Genomic DNA, 21,939 nt, shown 5'->3' with positions numbered 1-21,939 from the left:
CGGTTGGCGCGCGACGCCACCGGGCTTTTTTATCGGGCGCGCGTGTCAGCGCGACGCGAGCGGATTCGGCCGGCCCGTGTCGACGACGAGCGTGCCGTCCGGCAGCATGCGCACCGAACCCTGCGCGACCTGGCGACGATAATCGTACAGGTCGAAACGCATCGGGCCGGTTTCGGCCGAATTGCGGATCAATGCACGCACGTTCAGTTCGAGCACGTTGAACATCTTCATGTCGCCGCCTTCCATCCACATATAGCTCGGCGCATCGATCGACGGCCGTTTCGGCAGCGATGCGTCGGCGACGCGGCGGAAGGTCAGGCGCAGTCCATCCGGCTCGACGGTCGCGTGCGCGAGCCTGCCGTTCAGCATCGGCGGCGGAAACACCGTGTACTGGTCGAGCACGAGCGTGTCGCCGCGCAGCTCGGCGCCGCGCCGCTGCAGCGGTGTCAGCGACGACAGCTCGATGCCGAGCGAGCGCAGCAGTTTCGCCTGAGGAATGCCGAGCACCGAGACCTGCGACGGCTTGAACGCGAGGTGCCGATCGTCGAGCACGGACAGCGAGCCCTTCATGTCGGTCGGCAGCCATACGCCGGGCACGTGGTTCCACAGCTTGATGCCGCCCGTCACGCGCAGGTCCTGCCCGTCCGCCGCGAGCCGCAGATCGTTGAGCGAACGCGGCGAGTAATCGAGCAGATAGTCGTTGAACAGGGCCGACATCGCCTTCCACGATTCGACGACGGTGCCGCCCAGAATGCGGATGTCGTACTGGTTCGGATCGTCGAGATCGACCGGTTCGCCGGGCCGCTTCGCGACGAGCTGCACGTCGAGATCCTCGACGTGAAAGCCGATATCGCCGGACAGGTTGAAGTCGACATTGTGCAGATGAATCGTCGGATGGCGGTTCGAGACGTGGCGCTCGTCGAACGGCGCGTTCGGCGTGCGCCGGATCGCCACCTTCTGCATGCCGGGCTGCGCGGTGTCGGCGGCGAGCGCCTGCGCTTCCCAATGCCCGCGCAGCTCGCGCAGCGCGCTCTGCTGCGCGGCGATGAACCCGTCGTTCAGGCGCGCGGCCGCGTTGCCGAGCGGCACACCGGTCGCGCCCGCATACGAGGGCATGCGGATCGTCATCGCGCCGCTTTCGTCGAAATTGAAATACCCGGCCGATACCTGGTCGCGATAGTGATACAGGTCGAATACGAAATTCTGCGGGCTCGCCGGATCGACGGGACCGATCAGGATGTCGGCGTTCATCGGCATCGAGCGCATGAACTTCACGTCGCCGCCGCGGATGAGCATTGCCTGCTGCGGCGCGTTCGCGGGCATGGCGAAGCCGGCCTGCGTGCCGTCGTCGAGCGTCAGGTCGAGGCCCGCCGGCGTGACGCGCAGCGCCGTAATCGAGATCTTGAGTCGCGGCGGCGGCATCAGCTTGTCGACCGACATCACGAGATCGTCGCCGGCGAGCCGCGCGATCGGCGTGTCGACCTTCAGCAGATCCGACATCCTGACGTTGGCGGCGCGCATCACCGGCTGCGCGTCGAGCCCGGACACGCGTACGGCCGTCGGATGGAACACGAGCTGGCCGCCGTCGCGCAGCGCGAGCGTGCCTGTCAGCGAGAACGGTACCCAGCCGTTGCGCTGCATTTCGCCCTGCAGGTGGATCACGCCGTCGCCGGCCGACACGGCAAGCTTGCGCAGCGGTGCGTTGCGGTACCCGAAGATGTAGGTGTTGAATAGCGCGGTCAGCTTCGCGTCGTCGAGCGTGACGGTGCCGCGATGGACGTCGATCTCGAAGCTCGTCGGATCGTCGAACACGATCGGCGCGCCGGGCTGCGTCGGCACGAGCGTCGCCGAGAGCTGATGAATGAAGAAACCGAGGTTGCCGACGATGCGGAAATCGACATCGCGCAGGAACGTCATCGCGCCGTTTTGCCCCGAGTCGCGCAGCGTGAATGGCCGCGGCTGCGCGAGACGGATCGAGCCGAGCGACGGAACCGTGCGCGCGATCTGCTGCTCGCGCGCGAGACGCTCGGCTTTCGCGCGCTCGAGCTTCGTCGACGCGGCCGCGGCGCTGCCGTCGCGCTGCGCCGCCGATTCCGCGCAGCCGCTGCAGATCAACGCAACGGCGAGCGCGCCACAGCCGATCATGGTCGCTCCACGCGGCGCTCGCGGCGCATCTCCGCGTGGAAAGCGCGACATCCAGTCGAAAATTGCCAAAGGCGTGCGATGGCCGCGCCGGACCGCATTCCGCATCGTCTGTCTCCCTGTCTTGTCATGATCGACGGCGGCACGCGTCGGTGCGCGGCGCGGGCGTCGATGCCGTGCAGTCTGACATAGCCGGCTAGAGCGGCGTTACCAAACAACGCGCGCGGGCACGGCTTTCGCCGAGGGACGGCCGCACAACGGGTTCGCGGCGGCAGTGCGCGAAAGTCAAACTGGCGTTTGGATTTCGATGCGGTGCCGTTGCGCGCCGCACGGGATAGAGCGAGTGGAACGCGTTCGGTGCAGGCGTCAGAGAAGGGCGCGGCGGTGTGACGCTGCCAAGCGTTCGGCGAAAACCGCGTAACGCGACCCGAGCCGGCGCGGCTGCGCAACGCCGACGACACGCGTGTTTCGATTAACGGCGCCGACGCAGGAAATTTTGCGGGGACATTCACAAAATGCATGCGACCCGTTCTAATCGGCCAAACTGTCTGTTATAATTTTGTGCTTTCGGGGCGTAGCGCAGCCTGGTAGCGTACCTGCATGGGGTGCAGGTGGTCGGAGGTTCAAATCCTCTCGCCCCGACCAGACAAGAACCCGCGTCAGTTCAAGCTGACGCGGGTTTTTTCTTGCCGGTCGCTTTTTTGCACAGTGCCGCGCAGCCCCGGTAAAATGCACGGTTGATCCACGGAAAGCGCCGTGATTTAGGAAGAGGATTCCCCGAACATGACTGATCGTCGTCTTACCATGCGGTTCGCTGCAGTGCTCGCCACCGGCGCGCTCGTCGCCGGTTGCGGTACGTCGTCGCCCACGAAAGTGGACTACAAGAGCGACTCGAAATCGAAGGAAGCGTCGCTTGCAGTGCCGCCCAACATGCTCGACGAGACGGCCGATCAGCGTTCGCTGCCTCCGCAGGGCGGCGCGACTTCCCTGTCTGCGCTGCAGCAGGTCCAGCAGGCTGCGCCGGCCACGGACACCGTCGCGCCGGCCGTCGCCGACATGCGCATCCAGCGCGACGGCACCGAGAGCTGGCTCGTGATCGACGGCAAGAAGCCGGCCGACGTCTGGCCGCAGGTGCGTCGCTTCTGGCAGGAGCAGGGTTTCCTGCTCGTCGTCGACCAGCGCGACAAGGGCGTGATGGAAACGGACTGGAACGAGACGCGCCCGCAAATCAACGACGGCCTGATCCGCAGCGTGATCTCGAAGGCGATGGGCAACTCGTACGTGACGGCCGAGCGCAACAAGTACCGCACGCGTCTCGACGCGGCGCCGAACGGCGGCACCTACGTGTTCATCAGCCAGAAGGGGATGCGCGAAGCGCTCACCGGCGCGAACAACGATTCGAGCAAGTGGGAGCCGAAGCCGAACGATCCGGGCCTCGAAACCGAATACCTGAAGCGCCTGATGGCCGTGCTCGCGCAAAACGAGCAGCGTGCGAAGAACGGCGAGCCGCCGATCGCCAACATCAAGGATGAGGCGGTGCCGAAGGACAAGAAGGACGCCGATGCGTCGTCGAAGGCGGCCGCCGCCATCGCCGCGCAGAACGTGTCGCGCACGTCGTCGCAGGGCGGCGATGCGGGCGCCGCGACGGTGCCGTCCGAGGTGACGCTCGGCGAGCCGTACGATCGCTCGTGGCTGCATGTCGGCCTGGCGCTCGATCGCGCGAACTTCACGGTCGACGATCGCGATCGCACGCAGGGGCTGTATTTCGTGCGCTACGTCGATCCGAAGGATCTCAGCGCGGCCCAGCAAGGCTTCTGGAGCCAGCTGTTCCACGGCAAGAAGGAGAAGCAGGCGAAGCAGTATCGCGTCAACGTGAAGGCGTTGACGCCGGACGAGACGCGCGTCGCGGTCGTCGACGAGTCGGGCGCGATCGACACCTCGTCGCCTGCGCGCCAGATCATGTCGCTGCTCGTGAATCAGCTGCGCTGACCGCACGACACCCCCGCGCAAAACCCGCCATCCGGCGGGTTTTTTTTATGCGCGCGCGCCGCGCGCAGACGTGCGGGACAGCGCACGGACACCTCGCGTGACGTTACGTAACGTTCCGGGCGTTACGGTGGCAGAACGCGTGTTACATCGTCATGACCGAAAAATTTCCGCTTATAAATCAACGCAATAGTGGCTGATCCTCATCTGGCACGGAAGCTGCTTTATATGTAGGGATTGTCAGAAAGGGGAGGACGGCGTCAGATGCCGGGCGCGCGTCGCGAACGCCCAATCAACGGTATCGACGCATTGCCGATTCCGGTGCAATGCGCCGGCGACAACGATGACGATCCGCGCCCGCGCGCGGATCCCGATGGCCCCGTCGCCTATCCTCGTAGGGCGACGGTTTTGCCCGCGCTTCTCTGAAGCGCGGGCTATTTTTTTGGTCCGTCGCGATGTACGGCTCCCATACGGTCAACGTGCGATTCGCGTATTCTCGTCGTTTTCGGATTCGACGGAGTCGGTATGGCTGAAATTGCAGTGGTCGCGTTGATTGTCGCGAAGCCCGGTGCGGAAGAGAAGCTGCGCGCGGTGCTCGAGCGTATCGTCGAGCCGACGCGCAACGAAGTCGGCGCGTTGCAATACGATCTGCATCGGGACCTGAAGGAGCCGGCCCGATTCGTCTTCATCGAACGATGGGAGAGCGAGGAGGCGCTGGCCGCCCATGCGCGTTCCGCGCATATCCTCGCGTATCGCGAGGCGGCCGCGGACTGGATCGAGCGTTCGGAAGTCCGCGTATTGTCGAAGCTCGCGTGAGCGAGCGGGGCGGCCGGCTGGCGCGGCCGCCGCGATACGTCAGTGCGACGCGTTCGGCACGTCGAGGATCAGGATGATCGTCCAGTCGGCGTCGCCGTCGTGATGGTACTGGCGTTCCGCGACGATGAACGGCTGCTGCTTGCCTTGCGGGCCGAGGAACAGCACGTCGCCTTCCATCGGCAGGCACTCGATCGGCGGCAGTGCGAGGAACGCGTCGTCCGAGCCGCGCGGCATCAGTTGCTTGATCTTGCGAGTGGCGGCTTCGGTCCACTCGATGTCGAGTTGAATGTTGCTCATGCTGTCCTCCGCACCGGGGTGCGCACGGTTGGAAAAATTCGGTGCGCGACTTTAGCACAGCGCGCGGGCGCCGCAAGTAAAAAAGCCGAACCCGGTTGCCCGGATTCGGCTTTTCGCTTGTGCGGAGCCGCCGAACTTACTGGCTCGCAGCGTCTGCCGGCGCGGCCTTCTTGCCGGCCTTCTTCGCTGCCTTGTGGTGAGCAGCCTTCTTGCCGTGGTGATGCTCTTCGTGCATCGCCGGCTGCGCCGCTTCGGACGCTTGCTGCTGTTGCAGCGCCTGTGCGCGCTGCTCGATCTCGGCGATCTTGGCCGGATCGGTGATGGTCTTGATTTCCGTGCTCTCTTGCGCATACGCTGCGCCAGTCAGCGCCGACATCGCAACCAGGATAGCCAGGGACGTCTTCTTCATTGCTTTACCTCCGCTAAGTGGTGATGAACCCGAGTGTTGCCGTTTTGTCTGGCGACTGCAATCGAGTGCGTGTCGAGTGTAACAAAAGTGACGGATCAATGTGCACCGGATCGCGCCGGCGCGCAAGCGTACGTTGAAGCCGCGCAACACTTCATGAGGCCCGTCACGCGCGTGCCATCGTTGATTGCGATCGTTGCGGCGCGATGCGCGATCAGAACCGGCCGATCAACCGATAGACGTGAAACTGCGCGATGCCGATCAGTTCGTGCAGCGCGAGTTCGGCTGAGACGACGTTCGACCAGCGCGGCAGCCACCCCGTATGCGCCTCGCGGCGATTCGCAAAGACAGGCTGCGGATCGATGCCGAAACGGCGGAAGTCGAGCAGTGCGCGGCGCATCTGATACGACGACGTGATGAGAATACGCGCGTCGTCACGCCGTGAGCGTAGTATAGACGTCGTGAATTGCGCATTTTCGTAGGTCGTGCGGCTCTTCGGCTCGAGCACGAGATCGCCGGGATCGACACCGGCGGCGACGAGCCCGCGCCCGTACACGGCCGCTTCGGTGTCGCCGTGATGCTGCGGATCGCCGCCCGACATCACGACGGTGCACCGCTCGGCCTGCCGGCGGCAGGTTCGGTACAGTTCCGCGGCCTTGCGAATGCGGGCCGCGCCGTCCCGCGGCGGCCGCAGGCCGTCATCGGCGCGCTGCGTGCCGGCACCGAGGACGATGAGTACCGTCTGGCCATGCATGTCCGGGTGCTCGACCGGTTCGACGCCGGCTTCGGCCCACGCGATGAACGGCGCCGCGAGCCAGCCGCTCGCGATGAGCCAGAACAGCGCGACCGCGGCGAGCGCGATACGCCGCCGTTGCTTGCGGCACAGCAGGAATCCGATGAAGAGAAGTACAAATGAATCGAACAGAATCAATTTGATTGGGGTATGGTGTCTTTTTATGGATGGCTGACCATTCGCCCCTGACGCGACGCCGAATGTCGGCCCCAAGAACCGGTGGCGGTATCGGCGGGCGGAGACCCCGTCCGGCGCGCCGCTTCGCATTGTCGCTGCACTTTAAGAAAGAATCGAGATGGCCACGTATTCCAATGAAGCGGTGCTCGACGCATTGAGACGAGTGCAGTACCGCCAGGTTCCGTGGGCGCGCCGCCCGGGCGTGTTCGAGTATCTTCGATCGCTCGGGCTGATGGATACGGTCAGGCAGAAGACCGTGGCGCCCGCACCCGGCTTTCACGCCCCGGTGGACATCGCGGTGCTGACCGACAGCGGTCGCGCCGAGTTCGCGCGCCTCGAGCGCGAAGAGAAAGCGGCGACCTGGCTCGATCGACGGATGGACGACTACGCGCTCAGCGAAGCGGGCGCCGTATCGGTTCTCGAAAGCCGCCTCTAGCGCAGGCGCGCATCGGCCGCACAGCATGCTCGAAAAAAAGCCCGTATCACGAGGATACGGGCGTACCGGATACTTTTGCTGCTGCCACGCTGTGCTCATGGCAACCGTGTGACCCGGTGCATGCCGCTCAGTTCCCGGGCGCCGGCATTTTCTTCGGTGAATCGGTGAAGTGCGACTACCTGCGACTACGGATGTCGCGGCAGGTCGTTCGGCTGCGAGCCGATGCGCGCGCGCGCGTTGCTTGCGATGTCGCCGCGCAGGTCGCCGCGCGGCACGGTCTGCCGGTCGGGCGGTGCGGCGGGCGGCGGCTGATGCGCCAGCGCATTTCGATGATCCTGGCGGCGCGGCGCCTTCGTGCGATCGTCGGCGTGGACGGGAGTCGCCAGCACCACGGAAACGACAATGCCGCATGCGACGAGCAGTGACATTGGTTTCATGGAGGGCTCCCTTCAAGCCGTCGGCGCGGCCCGTTGATATGTCGCTAAGGTAAGCGTGGGAGTGCAGGCTTGCTGTAAATAATAGTAAATAGATGTATCGCCGAGCGACGTCCGTAACGCGGCGTCACGCGTGCGCCGCGCGCAAGGCGGCAAGCAGAATGAAAACGGGCGGCCGAAGCCGCCCGTATCGCTATCCGTTACGCCATTTTGACCGGCGCGCGCCACGATTCCGGATTGGTCCAGAACGCGCCGCGCAGTCGATCGCGGCTCGGCGGTGCAGGCGGCTTCGCCGCGCTTGCGCCGATCCGTCCGCGCAGCGAAATCTGACGGCCGCTCGTGCCGAGTCGCTTGACGATTTCGGCGAGTGTGCCGTCGGCCTGCCATTCATCGAAGCGACGACGGCAGGTCGGCGGAGACGGATAGCGGCCCGGCAGTTTGGACCAGCCTTCGCCCGTCGACAGAACCCAAAGCACGGCGTTTACCACCGAACGGGCCTCCACGCGCGGGCGGCCGCGCCGCTCACTGCGTGCAGGCTCCGAGCAAAACAGTCCTTCGACCAGCGCCCATTCGTTATCTCTCAAATCGTCGAACAGCATCATGTCCTCACCTCAGCGAAGCTAACTCCGGTGCGCTGCCATGCGCCGCGCACTCTTCAGGCACTCGTCGTCGAGTGCCGGGTGGGGGCGTTCGGTTGGCCGGTAGCGGTGTTCCTGCCCGTTGTCCGACATCACCTGCGCCCTGTGCGCCATGCAATGCACGAAGCGTGCCATGTCGGAGGCGAATCCCTCGAGAGCCGCTTGGCAGCGAGCCGACGGCTAAGTCAGCTAGGGGCGTATAAGACGCCAAAATAACCCGCCAGCAAATCAGGACAATCACCAATCTTGTGCAATTCGCCCGTACGGCGTGCGTATGCGCGCTTATTGCACCGCAGCGAAACACGGCGTGCCGAGCTCGACTCGTACCTCGGGCGATCCGTCGCGCATTAAAATCGCGCATCGATATCGACGATTGATGAGGTCCGGGGATGAACGTCACGCTGCGCCAGCTTCGCGTATTCATCGAGGTCGCGCGGCTCAGGAGCTTCAGCCGCGCCGGCGACGAGATCGGACTCACGCAGTCCGCGGTCAGCCGCTGCGTGCGCGAACTGGAGACCGAGCTCGGGCTGAAGCTGATCGATCGCACGACGCGCGACGTGCAATTGACCGACGTCGGCGCGAACCTGATCGCGAGCGTGTCGCGGCAGCTCGACGATCTCGACGACACGCTGCGCGAAATTCGCGAGATCGGCGAGCAGCGCCGCGGGCGCGTGATCGTCGCGGCGAGCCCGACGATCGCGTGCCGGCTGATGCCGCGCGTCGTCGCGTCGTGCGAGCGGCAGTTTCCGTTCGTCACGCTCGGGCTGCGCGACGACGTGCAAAGCGACGTGCTGCGCAAGGTGAAGTCGAGCGAAGTCGACTTCGGCGTCGTGATCGGGCCGCTGGCCGTCGCGGATCTCGTCTGCGAGCCGCTGATGACCGACTCGTTCTGCCTCGTCGCGCGCGCCGATCATCCGCTGGCCGCGCGCACCGAGGTGCCGTGGACCGCGCTGAACGGCGAGCGCCTCGTGTTGCTCGATCACGCCTCGGGCAGCCGTCCGCTGATCGATGCGGCGCTGGCCGCTCACCGCGTCAGCGCGACGGTGATGCAGGAGCTCGGCCATTCCGCGACCGTGTTCGGGCTCGTCGAGGCCGGCATCGGCGTGAGCGTGCAGCCGTGGCTGTCGCTGCCGTTGCCGGCCGGCTCGACGCTCGTCGCGCGGCCGCTGACGCCTCGCACCGAGCGGACGGTCGAACTCGTGCGGCGCCGCGACCGGTCGCTGTCGCCTGCCGCGCAGGCGATCTGGGAGCTGGTGCGCCAGATGCCGTCGCGCGCGGAGGACCTCGACTGACGCGCGTGCGGCCCGGCGTCGTGGGTACACTACGCGAATCGTGTTCCCCGACGGCGATCGACGATGGTGCATTCCGCAGATTCCGCAGAATTCGAGCCGGCGCACGAGCCGGCAGCCCTCGACGCGGTGCACGCGTTGCGCCCGTCGCTGATCCGCGAAGTCGCGAATGCGGGTTTCGGCGTGCACGACGTCTTGCCGTTCTGGTTCGGCGAATCCGATCGCGTGACGCCGGACTTCATCCGCGATGCGGCGGCCGCCGCGTTGCGCGACGGCGCGACGTTCTACACGCCGAATCTCGGTACTGCGTCGCTGCGTCGCGCGATCGCCGGCTACGTGAGCGCGCGCCACGGTGCCACGGCGCTCGACTCGATCGCGGTCACGAGCTCGGGCGTGAGCGCGCTGATGCTCGCCGCGCAGCTGCTGGTCGGGCCGGGCGACCGCGTCGTCGCGGTCACGCCGCTGTGGCCGAATCTCGTCGAGATTCCGAAGATTCTCGGTGCGCGCGTCGAGTGCGTGCCGCTCGCGTATGGGCGTGCGGGCTGGCGGCTCGACGTCGACCGGCTGCTCGCGGCGCTGACGCCCGCCACGCGGATGCTGATGATCAACTCGCCGAACAATCCGACCGGCTGGACGATGTCGCGCGACGATCAGCTTGCCGTGCTCGCGCATTGCCGCCGACACGGGATCTGGCTCGTGGCCGACGAGGTGTACGAGCGGCTCGCGTTCGATGCGGACGGCGCGCCGTCGTTGCTCGATATTGCGTCGCGCGACGAACGCGTCGTCGTCGTCAATTCGTTTTCCAAAGCATGGGCGATGACGGGCTGGCGGCTCGGCTGGCTCGTCGCGCCCGTTGCCTTGACCGGCGATCTGGCGAAGCTGATCGAGTACAACACGTCGTGCGCGCCGGCGTTCGTGCAGGCGGCCGGCGAAGTCGCGCTGCGCGACGGCGAGCCGTTCGTCCGCACGTTCGTGGCCGCGCTGCGCGACGCACGCGATCGTCTGATCGGCGCGTTGCGCACGCTGCCGGGCGCCGACGTGGCTGCGCCGCCAGGCGCGATGTACGTGTTCCTGAAGCTGCCGGGCGCCGACGACAGCCTCGCGTTCTGCAAGGCGCTCGTGCGCGAGGCGGCGCTCGGCCTTGCGCCCGGTCGCGCGTTCGGGCCGGAAGGCGAGGGCTTCGTGCGCTGGTGCTACGCCTGCGACACGGCTCGACTGGATGCCGGTGTCGAACGTCTGCGGCGCTTTCTGGCGCGCGGCGCGCGTGCCGACTGAAGCGGGGCCGGAGTGCCGGCCGCGCCGCGCGACTCATCTTTACGCACCGGGCAATTTTGCGTAATATGGCGCTCAGTCACGCGGCTCCGTCGTTGAGTCGTGCTGTTCCGTCCGGTTCGGGCCCGGCTTGAAGTCGATGCTGCCGCCCCCGGTTCGTGCTCCCATCAATATGACCGATCAGAATCGGGCGAGCGCGTCTTCCGTTCCTTTCGTCTGTTTTGTTGATCCGGTTCGTTTGACCACAGGGTCTGGCCTAGCTGCATGAATACCCAAGAGGCGAAGATCGTCCTCGAGACTGCTTTGATCTGTGCGCAGGAGCCGCTCAAGCTCGGCGATTTGCGCAAGCTCTTTGCCGACGGCGTGTCGGCTGACACGGTCCGCACGTTGCTCGAAGATCTGAAACAGGATTGGTCCGGCCGCGGTGTCGAATTGGTGGCGCTCGCGAGCGGATGGCGCTTTCAGAGCAAGCCGGCGATGCGTCATTTTCTCGATCGCCTGCATCCGGAAAAGCCGCCGAAATATTCGCGTGCGGTGCTCGAAACGCTGGCGATCATCGCGTACCGGCAGCCGGTCACGCGCGGCGACATCGAGGAAATCCGCGGCGTCACGGTCAACACGCAGGTGGTCAAGCAGCTCGAGGATCGCAACTGGATCGAAGTGATCGGGCATCGCGACGTGCCGGGGCGTCCGGCGCTGTATGCGACGACGAAGCAGTTTCTCGACGACCTCGGACTGAAGGCGCTCGACGATCTGCCCGCGCTCGAAGAGCCGGCCGCGAACATCGAGGCCGCGCTGCTCGCGCAGCAGGCGATGGATTTCGACGGCGACGCGCCGGAAGCCGCGGCCGATGCGTCGTCGGCCGAAGCAGGCGAAGCAACCGAAGGAGCCGAAGCAGCCGAAGCGCAGTCCGACGCCGTGCCGAACATGGCGACGACGGACGAACACGCGTCGACGCAGGAATTGCCAAACCGCGATACGCTCGGGGCTGATCGCGGGAAAACGGAACAGGCCGGTGCCGAAGCAGCGCCGGCCGGCGTGCAGCCGGTGCCGCTGCATGCGGAATCGAACGAGGAAGATCGCAAGCCGGCCGCCGAAGCGGCTGCCGGAGACGGTGCGGAAGCGACCGGCGACAGGCCGGACGAGGCCGAAGAGGCCGATGCGCACCGTACCCGTCCCGCGGACGGCGAGATACCGGACGACACGTCCGACAGTCTTGCCGGCGCCGTGCGCAGCGCCAGCGCGTCGATCGACGCGGACGCGCTGCAGGACGACGAAGCAGAACCCGAACAGCGTCGCGCCTGATCGCGGCTGACTTCTTGCCGCGCCCGTTCCGGGCGCGAGACCTGACATTTTGAGGTTGTTTTGACAGATATCCACGATATTGAATCGTCCGCGCCCGCCGTGCAGGCTGCGCGCGCCGACGATGCGCCGGAGCAGGACGCTCCGGCCGCGGGTGGCGACGAACGTCCCCGCCGCGGCCTGCGGCGCGGTCCGCGCAGCCTGATCGCGCGCCGTCGCGCAGCGGCCAAGTCGAAGGGCGCCGACGCGGCGCCGCAAGACGGCGAAGCCGCCGATGCGCCGCCGGCCGATGCCGCGCAGGCGCAGCCGGCGCGTGCGCCGCGCAAGGAAGGCGCGGCCAAGGGCGGGCGCGGCAAGTCCGGCGGCAAGCGCGAAGGCGCGGGCGGCAAGGGCGCGCAGGGTCAAGCACAAGGCCAGGCCAAGCGCGGCGGCGCGTCGAAGGGCGAGGGCGAAGCGGCGCAGGACGACCTGTTCGCCTACGTGACGTCGCCGGCGTTCGACGCGGACAACGCGGCACCGGGCAGCGGCGTGCGTGCGCCGATGCTGCGCCGCGGCCGCGGTCAGCCGGCAAACAAGCGCGTGCTGTCGCCGGACGACGACGCGCCGAAGCTGCACAAGGTGCTCGCGGAGGCGGGCATGGGCTCGCGCCGCGAAATGGAAGAGCTGATCATCGCCGGCCGCGTGTCGGTGAACGGCGAGCCTGCGCATATCGGCCAGCGCATCATGCCGACCGACCAGGTGCGGATCAACGGCAAACCGGTCAAGCGCAAGCTGCCGAACAAGCCGCCGCGCGTGCTGCTCTACCACAAGCCGACCGGCGAGATCGTCAGTCACGCGGATCCGGAAGGCCGTCCGTCGGTGTTCGATCGCCTGCCGCCGATGAAGACGGCGAAATGGCTCGCGGTCGGCCGCCTCGACTTCAACACCGAAGGTCTGCTGATGCTGACGACCTCCGGCGACCTCGCGAACCGCTTCATGCATCCGCGCTACAGCGTCGAGCGCGAGTACGCGGTGCGCGTGGTTGGCGAGCTGTCGGAAAGCGCGCGCCAGAAACTGCTGCACGGCATCGAGCTCGACGACGGTCCCGCGAACTTCCTGCGCATCCGCGACGGCGGCGGCGAGGGCACGAATCACTGGTATCACGTCGCGCTGGCCGAAGGCCGTAACCGCGAAGTGCGCCGGATGTTCGAGGCGGTCGGCCTGATGGTGAGCCGCCTGATCCGCACGCGTCACGGCCCGATTCCGCTGCCGCGCGGCCTGAAACGCGGCCGCTGGGAGGAGCTCGACGAGGCGCAGGTGCGCAAGCTGATGGCGACGGTCGGCCTGAAGGCGCCGTCGGAAGAGAAGGGCAAGCGCGGCGGCGGCCAGGCCGAGCGCCGGCAGCCCGATCCGATGCAGACCTCGATGGGCTTCATCAGCCGCGAGCCGGTGCTGACGACCCACGGCCAGCTCGACCAGCCGCGCCGCGGCGGTCGGCGCGGCGGCCCCGGCATGCCGGGCCTGAGCGGCTACGGCAGCCTGCCGGTCGCGTCGGGGTACGGCAATCGCGCGGGCGGCCGTGACGTCGACGGCAATCGCGCGTCGCATGGCGGCGCCGGCGGCAAGCGCGGCGGCGGCAAGGGCGGCAATCGCAACCCGAACGGCAATCGCGCGGATGGCGGCGCCGGCAACGGCGGCCCGCGCGGCGGCCAGCGTCCGCAGCGCGGCGGGCGTTCGCGCGGCCGCTGAGGGGCGCGTTGCGCGAGGCGCGACAGCGCCGGCAAGACCGGGGCGATCCGGTTTTGTCGGCGCATTGCATTTTGCGTAATCGACGCTATATGAATAGTCGGCGGCGCGCAGACCGTTTCGCAGGAATTCGCGTTTAACGGTATATCGCGCGCCGTTCCGACGGCCGACGCTTGGCGTTTGCGCCAAAAATCGCTATAATCGCGGAGTCGCTGGGCGTACGGATTCGATGTGCGGCTCAGGTGCGACCACCGGTAAGAAGATGGGCGTTCCGCCCATTTTTTTTTGCTGAAACGGTTAGGCATCTCGGGTAGCGCTTCCTGCGCCGGCTAAGGCGCGCGCCCGCGGGTGAATCGCGAGCGGCGGGCGCGAACACCTGAGAGGACACTGTGCAACTGACGGAACTGATAGAAACCACGGTCACCGGGCTCGGCTACGAGCTGGTGGATCTCGAGCGCACCGGGCGCGGCATGCTTTGCGTCTATATCGATCAGCCTGCCGGCATCTCGCTCGAAGATTGCGAAAAGGTCACGCGTCAGCTCCAGCACGTCTTGACGGTCGAAAACATCGATTACGAACGGCTCGAAGTCTCGTCTCCGGGGCTCGACCGCCCGTTGAAGAAGCTGGCCGACTTCGAGCGCTTCGCCGGCAGTGAAGTCTCCGTGACCTTGAAAAAGCCGCTGGACGGGCGCAAGACGTACCGGGGCATTCTGCACGCGCCGAACGGCGAAACGATCGGTTTGGAATTTGAGAGGAAGAAGGGCGAGGCGGCCATGCTGGATTTCACGCTGGCCGACATCGACAAAGCCCGCCTGATTCCGCAAGTTGACTTTAGGAGCCGCAAATAATGAGTCGCGAAGTTTTGATGCTGGTGGATGCGCTGGCGCGCGAGAAAAACGTCGACAAGGATGTGGTGCTGGGCGCGCTCGAGGCTGCGCTCGCGTCCGCTTCCAAGAAGCTGTTCGACGAAGGCGCCGAAATCCGCGTCCATATCGATCGCGAAAGCGGCGAGCACGAAACCTTCCGTCGCTGGCTCGTCGTGCCCGACGAAGCGGGCCTGCAGGAGCCGGATCGCGAGATCCTGCTGTTCGAAGCGCGCGAGCAGAAGCCCGACGTCGAAGTCGGCGAATACATCGAGGAACCCGTTCCGTCGATCGAATTCGGCCGGATCGGCGCGCAGGCCGCGAAGCAGGTGATCCTGCAGAAGGTGCGCGATGCCGAACGCGAGCAGATCCTGAACGACTACCTCGAGCGCGGCGAAAAGATCATGACCGGCACGGTGAAGCGCCTCGACAAGGGCAACTTCATCGTCGAATCGGGTCGCGTCGAGGCGCTGCTGCGCCGCGATCAGCTGATCCCGAAGGAAAACCTGCGCGTGGGCGACCGCGTGCGCGCGTACATCGCGAAGGTCGACCGCACCGCGCGCGGCCCGCAGATCGAACTGTCGCGCACCGCGCCCGAGTTCCTGATGAAGCTGTTCGAGATGGAAGTGCCGGAGATCGAGCAGGGCCTGCTCGAGATCAAGGCCGCCGCTCGCGATCCGGGCGTGCGTGCGAAGATCGGCGTCGTCGCGTACGACAAGCGGATCGATCCGATCGGCACCTGCGTCGGCATTCGCGGCTCGCGCGTGCAGGCCGTGCGCAACGAGCTCGGTGGCGAAAACATCGACATCGTGCTATGGTCGGAGGATCCCGCCCAGTTCGTGATCGGCGCGCTCGCGCCGGCCGCTGTCCAGTCGATCGTCGTCGATGAAGAAAAGCATTCGATGGATGTCGTCGTCGACGAGAACGAGCTGGCCGTCGCGATCGGCCGTAGCGGTCAGAACGTTCGCCTTGCCAGCGAACTGACCGGCTGGCAGATCAACATCATGACCCCGGACGAGTCCGCCCAGAAGCAGGGCGAGGAGCGCGACCGGCTGCGTGCACTGTTCATGACGCGTCTCGACGTCGACGAAGAAGTCGCCGACATCCTGATCGACGAAGGCTTCACGAGCCTCGAAGAGATTGCTTACGTGCCGCTCAACGAAATGCTCGAGATCGAAGCGTTCGACGAGGACACCGTGCACGAACTGCGCAACCGCGCGCGCGATGCGCTGCTGACGATGGCGATCGCGAACGAGGAAAAGGTCGAAAACGCGGCGCTGGATCTGAAGAGCCTCGACGGCGTGACGCCGGAGCTGCTCGCGAAGCTGGCCGAACACGGCGTGGCGACGCGCGACGATCTCGCCGAGCTGGCGGTGGACGAACTGGTCGACATGACCGGAATGGAAGAGGATGCCGCTAAGGCGTTGATCATGAAAGCACGTGAACACTGGTTCCAGTGAGAAATGACCATGGCGCACTGATTTGATGGCGGCCGTATGGCCTGACCCGATGCTAACCGCAAGGAATCGGTCCTTGCACTAAGAGGAATGAATGGCGAGTAACAACGTAGCCCAATTTGCCGCGGAACTGAAAATGCCTGCTGGTGTGCTGCTCGAACAGCTGCAGGCAGCGGGCGTCCAGAAAGCGAGTGAAGACGATGCGCTGTCCGAGGCGGACAAGGCGCGTCTGCTCGATCATTTGCGCAAGTCGCACGGCGCAACCGATGGCGACAAGCGCAAGATCACGCTGACCCGCAAGCATACGTCGGAGATCAAGCAGTCTGACGCGACGGGCAAGGCTCGCACCATTCAGGTCGAGGTGCGCAAGAAGCGCACGTTCGTCAAGCGCGACGACGTGAGCGATGTCGCGGAACAGGGTCAGGCGCAGGTCGCCGAAGCGGACGACGATGCGGAACTGAAGCGTCGCGAGGAAGAGGCGCGCCGCGAGGCCGCGCTGCTCGAGAAGCAGGCGCAGGAACTGCGCGAGCGTCAGGAACGCCTTGAGCGCGAGGAAGCAGAACGCCGTGCCCGCGAGGAAGCGGCCGAAGCCGAACGCCGTCGCGCGGAGGAAGAAGCCGCTGCGAAGCGTGCGGCAGCCGAAGCGGCCGCCGCGCAACAGGCGGCGCAGCAGGCGGCTGCGGCCCAGCAGGCGGCGGCACCGGCCGATTCCGCGCAGGACGAAGCACGTGCGGCTGCGGAACGCGCAGCGCAGCGCGAAGCGGCGAAGAAGGCCGAGGACGCCGCGCGCGAGGCTGCCGAAAAGGCGCGCGCCGAGCAGGAAGAAATTCGCAAGCGCCGCGAGGCGGCGGAAGCCGAAGCGCGTGCGATCCGCGAGATGATGAACACGCCGCGCAAGGCCGTGGTCAAGGCGGTCGAACCGCCGAAGCCGGCCGAACCGGCGAAGCCCGCCGAGGCAAAGGGCACGCTGCACAAGCCGGCGAAGCCGGAAGGTGCGCAGGCGCGCCCGGCCGCGAAGAAGCCGGCCGCTGCGCCGGCTGCCACGCCGGCGCCGGCAGGCGCGGGCGACCGCAACAAGAAGCCGGGCGGCGGCAAGGGCGGCTGGCAGGACGACGCGGCGAAGCGGCGCGGCATCAAGACGCGCGGCGATTCGAGCGGCGGCGTCGACCGCGGCTGGCGCGGCGGCCCGAAGGGGCGCGGCCGTCACCAGGACAACGCCTCGTCGTTCCAGGCGCCGACCGAGCCGATCGTGCGTGAAGTGCACGTGCCGGAAACCATCTCGGTGGCCGATCTCGCGCACAAGATGGCGATCAAGGCCTCCGAAGTCATCAAGGTGATGATGAAGATGGGCCAGATGGTCACGATCAACCAGGTGCTCGACCAGGAAACGGCGATGATCGTCGTCGAGGAACTGGGTCACCGCGCGCTCGCAGCGAAGCTGGACGATCCGGAAGCGCTGCTCGTCGAAGGCGAAACGGGCTCCGACGCAGAGCAACTGCCGCGTCCGCCGGTCGTCACGGTGATGGGTCACGTCGACCACGGCAAGACCTCGCTGCTCGACTACATCCGTCGCGCGAAGGTGGCGGCGGGCGAAGCGGGCGGCATTACGCAGCACATCGGCGCGTATCACGTCGAGACGCCGCGCGGCGTCGTCACGTTCCTCGATACGCCGGGTCACGAGGCGTTCACGGCGATGCGTGCACGCGGCGCGAAGGCGACCGACATCGTGATTCTGGTCGTCGCGGCCGACGACGGCGTGATGCCGCAGACGAAGGAAGCGATCTCGCACGCGAAGGCGGGCGGGGTGCCGATCGTCGTCGCGATCAACAAGATCGACAAGCCGGAAGCGAACCCGGACCGCGTGAAGCAGGAACTGGTCGCCGAAGGCGTCGTGCCGGAAGAATACGGTGGCGATTCGCCGTTCGTGCCGGTGTCGGCAAAGACGGGCGCGGGCATCGACGATCTGCTCGAGAACGTGCTGCTGCAGGCCGAAGTGCTGGAACTGAAGGCACCGGTCGAGGTGCCGGCGAAGGGCATCGTGATCGAGGCGAAGCTCGACAAGGGTAAGGGTCCGGTCGCGACGATGCTCGTGCAGTCCGGTACGCTGAGCCGCGGCGACATCGTGCTGGCCGGTAGCGCATACGGCCGCGTGCGTGCGATGCTCGACGAGAACGGCAAGCCGACGAAGGAAGCCGGCCCGTCGATCCCGGTCGAAATCCAGGGTCTGTCGGAAGTGCCGGCCGCCGGCGAGGAAGTCATCGTGCTGCCGGACGAGCGCAAGGCGCGCGAAATCGCGCTGTTCCGTCAGGGCAAGTTCCGCGACGTGAAGCTGGCGAAGCAGCAGGCGGCGAAGCTGGAAAGCATGCTCGAGCAGATGGGCGAAGGCGAAGTGCAGAACCTGCCGCTCATCATCAAGGCCGACGTGCAAGGCTCGCAGGAAGCGCTGGTGCAGTCGCTGCTCAAGCTGTCGACCGACGAAGTGCGCGTGCAGATCGTGCACAGCGCGGTGGGCGGCATCAGCGAAAGCGACGTCAACCTCGCGACCGCGTCGAAGGCCGTCATCATCGGCTTCAACACGCGTGCGGACGCACAGGCGCGCAAGCTGGCCGAAGCGAACGGCATCGACATCCGCTACTACAACATCATCTACGACGCAGTGGATGAGGTGAAGGCGGCGATGTCCGGCATGCTGGCGCCGGAGAAGCGCGAAGTCGTGACGGGCATGGTCGAGGTGCGCCAGGTGTTCAAGGTGCCGAAGGTCGGCACGGTCGCCGGCTGTATGGTCACCGACGGTATCGTCAAGCGTTCGTCGTCGGTGCGCGTGCTGCGCAACAACGTCGTGATCTTCACGGGCGAACTCGAATCGCTGAAGCGCTTCAAGGACGACGTGAAGGAAGTCAAGCAAGGCTTCGAATGCGGTATGTCGGTGAAGAACTTCAACGACATCCTCGAAGGCGACCAGTTCGAAGTCTTCGAAGTGACCGAAGTCGCGCGTACGCTGTAACGCAATCGCGCATCGGCTCATGGGCGGGGCAGGCTTGGGCCTGTCCCGCCCATTTTTTCATGGCCGCGCGCCGTTCGGCGCGCCGCCGTTTTATCCTGATAAACGGATCAGGGATTCGATCATGTCCAGGAAACGTACTTCTCCCAATCGCAACGTGCAGATCGCCGATCAGATTCAGCGCGATCTGTCCGAACTCATCATGCGCGAGGTCAAGGATCCGCGCATCGGCATCGTGACCATCCAGAGCGTCGAACTGACGCCGGACTACGCGCACGCGAAGGTCTATTTCACGACGCTGACCGGCGATCCGGCCGCGACGCAGCAGGCGCTGAACCACGCGTCGGGCCATCTCCACAACCTGCTGTTCAAGCGGCTGCACATCCATACGGTGCCCACGCTGCACTTCCATTACGACCAGACGATCGAGAAGGCCGTCGCGATGTCGCGTCTGATCGACGAGGCGAACGCGACGCGCGCGAAGGACGACGACGAGGCCGACGCGCCGGCGAAGGACGACTGAGCGTATCCCGCCTATGACGACTGCAGCATCCCAACGTCCGCGCGTACCGCGCCGCGCGCTGGACGGCGTCCTGCTGCTCGACAAGCCGGTCGGCCTGTCGAGCAACGATGCGCTGATTCGCGCGAAGCGCCTGTACCTCGCGAAGAAGGCCGGGCATACCGGCACGCTCGATCCGCTTGCATCGGGCCTGCTGCCGCTGTGCTTCGGCGAAGCGACGAAGTTCTCGCAGGATCTGCTCGAGGCGGACAAGACCTATGAAGCGACGATGCGGCTCGGCGTGCGTACCGCGACCGGCGACGCCGAAGGCGAGGTGCTCGACACGCGGCCCGTCGCATGCGATCGCGCGGCCGTCGAAGCGGCGCTCGTGCGTTTCACGGGCGACATCGTGCAGGTGCCGCCGATGTATTCGGCGCTCAAGCGCGACGGCAAGCCGCTGTACGAATACGCGCGTGCCGGTCAGACGGTCGAGCGCGAAGGTCGCGGCGTGACGATCCACGCGCTCGACCTGCTCGCATGCGAACTGCCCGACGTGACGTTTCGCGTCACGTGCAGCAAGGGCACGTATGTGCGCACGCTCGCGGAAGACATCGGCGAAGCGCTCGGCTGCGGCGCGCATCTGACGATGCTGCGCCGCACGGGCGTCGGCGCGCTGACGCTCGAACATGCGGTGACGCTCGATGCGTTGTCCGATGCCGACGAAGCGGCGCGCGACGCCTGGCTTCAGCCCGTCGATGCGCTGCTGTCGACGTTCCCGCTGGTGCGTCTCGACGACACCTGCGCGAAGCGCTTCCTGCACGGGCAGCGTCTGCCGCTGTCGGCGCTGGCGGCGATCGACGCCGCCGAAGGCGAACGCGTGCGCGTGTACGACGCGACGCGGCTGCTCGGCGTCGCGCGCAAGACGAACGGCGTGCTTGCGCCGGAACGGCTCGTCGTCACCGCGCAATGACGCACGCGCACGCACGTGCGCCGTCGGAACGAAAAAAAGCCCGGTCGAGACCGGGCTTTTCGTTTGCTGCGGATGCGCGCGACGTCTAGTGCGCGGCCGATGCCGCCGCGCCCGCATCGCCGCCGCCCGCGCGTTCGGGCTTCGTGATCCAGATCAGCGCAATCAGCAGCACGAAGATCGCCGCCGAGATGTAGAACAGATCGTTCACGCCGAGCTGCGCGGCCTGCTGCGTGGCCATGTTGTTGATGAGCCCGTGCGCCTGGTCGCGCGTCAGCCCGAGGTTGTTCATCTGCGTGACGGCCTGATTGAACGTCGGGTTGTAGGGATTCGTCTGCTCGACCAGCTGCGCGTGGTGGAAGTTGTTGCGGTGATCCCACGCGGTCTGGAAGATCGACGTGCCGATGCCGCCGCACATGATCCGCACGAAGTTCGACAGGCCCGATGCCGCCGGAATGCGGTGGCCGGGCAGGCCGGACAGCGTGATCGAGACGAGCGGGATGAAGAAGCCCGCCATCGCGATCCCCTGCACGAACGTCGGCAGCATCAGCGACCATTCGTCGACGCCCGTCGTGTAGCGCGAGCGCATCCAGAAACAGAGCGCGAAGATCAGGAACGCGGCCGTCGCGATGTAGCGCGGATCGGTGCGCGGCAGGAACTTGCCCGTCAGCGGCGACAGCAGGATCGCGAACAGCCCGACCGGCGCCATCACGAGGCCGGCATCCGTCGCCGTATAGCCGATCTGCGTCTGCAGCCAGAGCGGCAACAGCACGAGGTTGCCGAAGTAGAGCCCGTAGCCGACCGACAGCGCGATCGTGCCGCCCGAGAAGTTGCGCATCCGGAACAGCGACAGGTCGACGACCGGATGCTCGGCGGTCAGCTCCCAGATCACGAAGAACGCGAACGAGATGATCGCGATCAGCGCGAGCGCGATGATCGTCGTCGAGGCGAACCAGTCGAGGTCCTTGCCCTTGTCGAGCATGATCTGCAGCGAGCCGACCCAGAGGACGAGCAGGGCGAGACCGACGCCGTCGATCGGCGCGCGCCGCACCGTCGATTCGCGCGTGCGATAGATCGACCACGTCGCGATCGCGGCCGCGATGCCGACCGGAATGTTCACGTAGAAGATCCACGGCCACGAGTAGTTGTCCGAGATCCACCCGCCGAGAATCGGGCCCGCGACCGGCGCGATCAGCGTCGTCATCGACCATAGCGCGAGCGCCATCGGCGCCTTTGCGCGCGGGTAGCTCGCGAGCAGCAGCGACTGCGACAGCGGAATCATCGGGCCGGCCACCGCGCCCTGCAGCACGCGCGACGCGAGCAGGAACGGCAGCGTCGGCGACAGCCCGCACATCCACGACGAGATGACGAACAGGATGATCGACGCGAGGAACAGGCGTACCTGCCCGATGCGGTCGGTCAGCCAGCCGGTCAGCGGC

The 21,939-nt window shown here is 66.4% G+C and carries 18 protein-coding genes, 1 tRNA gene and 1 pseudogene; 13 read left to right on the top strand and 7 right to left on the bottom strand.

Annotated elements, in window-relative coordinates:
• Positions 1-45: 45 nt before the first annotated feature.
• Complete coding sequence (locus ACSHSS_RS19195; RefSeq protein ID WP_445545384.1) at positions 46-2,250, bottom strand: hypothetical protein; 2,205 nt, start codon at positions 2,248-2,250, stop codon at positions 46-48.
• Positions 2,251-2,710: 460 nt separating this feature from the next.
• On the opposite strand from ACSHSS_RS19195, the gene ACSHSS_RS19190 reads away from it, so the two are divergent.
• The 3 genes from ACSHSS_RS19190 (at position 2,711) to ACSHSS_RS19180 (ending at position 4,944) form a co-directional block, all read left to right on the top strand.
• Positions 2,711-2,787: transfer RNA gene (locus ACSHSS_RS19190), tRNA-Pro, on the top strand.
• Positions 2,788-2,925: 138 nt separating this feature from the next.
• Positions 2,926-4,131, top strand: a complete 1,206-nt coding sequence (bamC, locus tag ACSHSS_RS19185; RefSeq protein WP_105825553.1) for an outer membrane protein assembly factor BamC — start codon at positions 2,926-2,928, stop codon at positions 4,129-4,131.
• Positions 4,132-4,653: 522 nt separating this feature from the next.
• Positions 4,654-4,944, top strand: coding sequence for a putative quinol monooxygenase (locus ACSHSS_RS19180; protein WP_006402075.1), 291 nt, complete (start codon positions 4,654-4,656; stop codon positions 4,942-4,944).
• Positions 4,945-4,983: 39 nt separating this feature from the next.
• On the opposite strand, the gene ACSHSS_RS19175 is transcribed toward ACSHSS_RS19180, so the two are convergent.
• From ACSHSS_RS19175 to ACSHSS_RS19165, 3 genes are all read right to left on the bottom strand, one after another.
• Complete coding sequence (locus ACSHSS_RS19175) at positions 4,984-5,241, bottom strand: hypothetical protein (protein WP_004191628.1); 258 nt, start codon at positions 5,239-5,241, stop codon at positions 4,984-4,986.
• 136 nt (positions 5,242-5,377) lie between these two features.
• On the bottom strand, positions 5,378-5,650 hold the full coding sequence (locus ACSHSS_RS19170) for a hypothetical protein (RefSeq protein ID WP_006402074.1): 273 nt from the start codon (positions 5,648-5,650) through the stop codon (positions 5,378-5,380).
• A gap of 211 nt (positions 5,651-5,861) precedes the next feature.
• Entirely contained in the window at positions 5,862-6,578 is a 717-nt protein-coding gene (locus tag ACSHSS_RS19165; RefSeq protein ID WP_105846072.1) for a YdcF family protein, read from the bottom strand.
• A 157-nt stretch (positions 6,579-6,735) separates the two neighbouring features.
• On the opposite strand from ACSHSS_RS19165, the gene ACSHSS_RS19160 reads away from it, so the two are divergent.
• Positions 6,736-7,053 carry a hypothetical protein gene (locus ACSHSS_RS19160; RefSeq protein ID WP_006404957.1) on the top strand — a complete coding sequence of 106 codons (318 nt, stop codon included), beginning with the start codon at positions 6,736-6,738 and terminating at the stop codon, positions 7,051-7,053.
• Positions 7,054-7,238: 185 nt separating this feature from the next.
• Here ACSHSS_RS19160 and ACSHSS_RS19155 read toward each other — a convergent pair whose 3' ends face one another.
• Both ACSHSS_RS19155 and ACSHSS_RS19150 read right to left on the bottom strand, forming a co-directional pair.
• On the bottom strand, positions 7,239-7,490 hold the full coding sequence (locus tag ACSHSS_RS19155) for a hypothetical protein (RefSeq protein WP_012213476.1): 252 nt from the start codon (positions 7,488-7,490) through the stop codon (positions 7,239-7,241).
• Positions 7,491-7,690: 200 nt separating this feature from the next.
• Positions 7,691-8,086 (bottom strand): annotated as a pseudogene (locus ACSHSS_RS19150) (transposase); the annotation flags it as partial.
• 428 nt (positions 8,087-8,514) lie between these two features.
• Here ACSHSS_RS19150 and ACSHSS_RS19145 point away from each other — a divergent pair.
• The 9 genes from ACSHSS_RS19145 (at position 8,515) to truB (ending at position 20,503) form a co-directional block, all read left to right on the top strand.
• Positions 8,515-9,417 carry a LysR family transcriptional regulator gene (locus tag ACSHSS_RS19145; protein WP_006402069.1) on the top strand — a complete coding sequence of 301 codons (903 nt, stop codon included), beginning with the start codon at positions 8,515-8,517 and terminating at the stop codon, positions 9,415-9,417.
• A gap of 63 nt (positions 9,418-9,480) precedes the next feature.
• Positions 9,481-10,689, top strand: a complete 1,209-nt coding sequence (locus tag ACSHSS_RS19140) for a pyridoxal phosphate-dependent aminotransferase (protein ID WP_445545383.1) — start codon at positions 9,481-9,483, stop codon at positions 10,687-10,689.
• Positions 10,690-10,950: 261 nt separating this feature from the next.
• On the top strand, positions 10,951-11,991 hold the full coding sequence (gene scpB, locus ACSHSS_RS19135; protein ID WP_445545382.1) for an SMC-Scp complex subunit ScpB: 1,041 nt from the start codon (positions 10,951-10,953) through the stop codon (positions 11,989-11,991).
• Between the two features lie 60 nt (positions 11,992-12,051).
• Entirely contained in the window at positions 12,052-13,716 is a 1,665-nt protein-coding gene (rluB, locus tag ACSHSS_RS19130; protein ID WP_445545381.1) for a 23S rRNA pseudouridine(2605) synthase RluB, read from the top strand.
• Positions 13,717-14,102: 386 nt separating this feature from the next.
• Positions 14,103-14,561: a ribosome maturation factor RimP gene (gene rimP, locus ACSHSS_RS19125; protein WP_006402064.1), complete on the top strand. Its 459-nt coding sequence runs from the start codon at positions 14,103-14,105 to the stop codon at positions 14,559-14,561.
• Positions 14,561-16,036, top strand: a complete 1,476-nt coding sequence (gene nusA / locus ACSHSS_RS19120; protein WP_006404951.1) for a transcription termination factor NusA — start codon at positions 14,561-14,563, stop codon at positions 16,034-16,036. The genes rimP and nusA overlap by 1 nt, the downstream gene beginning before the upstream one ends.
• Positions 16,037-16,127: 91 nt before the next feature.
• Entirely contained in the window at positions 16,128-19,037 is a 2,910-nt protein-coding gene (gene infB, locus ACSHSS_RS19115) for a translation initiation factor IF-2 (RefSeq protein WP_445545380.1), read from the top strand.
• A gap of 121 nt (positions 19,038-19,158) precedes the next feature.
• Positions 19,159-19,557 (top strand): 30S ribosome-binding factor RbfA, encoded by a 399-nt coding sequence (gene rbfA, locus ACSHSS_RS19110; protein ID WP_012213472.1) that lies wholly within the window; start codon positions 19,159-19,161, stop codon positions 19,555-19,557.
• A 13-nt stretch (positions 19,558-19,570) separates the two neighbouring features.
• Complete coding sequence (gene truB, locus ACSHSS_RS19105; protein ID WP_105808216.1) at positions 19,571-20,503, top strand: tRNA pseudouridine(55) synthase TruB; 933 nt, start codon at positions 19,571-19,573, stop codon at positions 20,501-20,503.
• Between the two features lie 85 nt (positions 20,504-20,588).
• Here truB and ACSHSS_RS19100 read toward each other — a convergent pair.
• Positions 20,589-21,939 (bottom strand): DHA2 family efflux MFS transporter permease subunit (locus ACSHSS_RS19100; RefSeq protein WP_445545379.1); only part of this gene is annotated, 1,351 nt, incomplete at its 5' end.

Source organism: Burkholderia sp. BC1 (assembly GCF_052683555.1).
Note: the sequence above shows the minus strand (reverse complement) of the source record. Positions and strands in the feature narration are given on the sequence as shown.

What these genes read in the sequence shown, in the direction of transcription:
- ACSHSS_RS19195 (WP_445545384.1), bottom strand. Translation starts at nt 2,250, where the DNA reads ATGCGGAATGCGGTCCGGCGCGGCCATCGCACGCCTTTGGCAATTTTC.
- bamC (WP_105825553.1), top strand. Translation starts at nt 2,926, where the DNA reads ATGACTGATCGTCGTCTTACCATGCGGTTCGCTGCAGTGCTCGCCACC.
- ACSHSS_RS19180 (WP_006402075.1), top strand. Translation starts at nt 4,654, where the DNA reads ATGGCTGAAATTGCAGTGGTCGCGTTGATTGTCGCGAAGCCCGGTGCG.
- ACSHSS_RS19175 (WP_004191628.1), bottom strand. Translation starts at nt 5,241, where the DNA reads ATGAGCAACATTCAACTCGACATCGAGTGGACCGAAGCCGCCACTCGC.
- ACSHSS_RS19170 (WP_006402074.1), bottom strand. Translation starts at nt 5,650, where the DNA reads ATGAAGAAGACGTCCCTGGCTATCCTGGTTGCGATGTCGGCGCTGACT.
- ACSHSS_RS19160 (WP_006404957.1), top strand. Translation starts at nt 6,736, where the DNA reads ATGGCCACGTATTCCAATGAAGCGGTGCTCGACGCATTGAGACGAGTG.
- ACSHSS_RS19155 (WP_012213476.1), bottom strand. Translation starts at nt 7,490, where the DNA reads ATGAAACCAATGTCACTGCTCGTCGCATGCGGCATTGTCGTTTCCGTG.
- ACSHSS_RS19145 (WP_006402069.1), top strand. Translation starts at nt 8,515, where the DNA reads ATGAACGTCACGCTGCGCCAGCTTCGCGTATTCATCGAGGTCGCGCGG.
- ACSHSS_RS19140 (WP_445545383.1), top strand. Translation starts at nt 9,481, where the DNA reads ATGGTGCATTCCGCAGATTCCGCAGAATTCGAGCCGGCGCACGAGCCG.
- scpB (WP_445545382.1), top strand. Translation starts at nt 10,951, where the DNA reads ATGAATACCCAAGAGGCGAAGATCGTCCTCGAGACTGCTTTGATCTGT.
- nusA (WP_006404951.1), top strand. Translation starts at nt 14,561, where the DNA reads ATGAGTCGCGAAGTTTTGATGCTGGTGGATGCGCTGGCGCGCGAGAAA.
- infB (WP_445545380.1), top strand. Translation starts at nt 16,128, where the DNA reads ATGGCGAGTAACAACGTAGCCCAATTTGCCGCGGAACTGAAAATGCCT.
- rbfA (WP_012213472.1), top strand. Translation starts at nt 19,159, where the DNA reads ATGTCCAGGAAACGTACTTCTCCCAATCGCAACGTGCAGATCGCCGAT.
- truB (WP_105808216.1), top strand. Translation starts at nt 19,571, where the DNA reads ATGACGACTGCAGCATCCCAACGTCCGCGCGTACCGCGCCGCGCGCTG.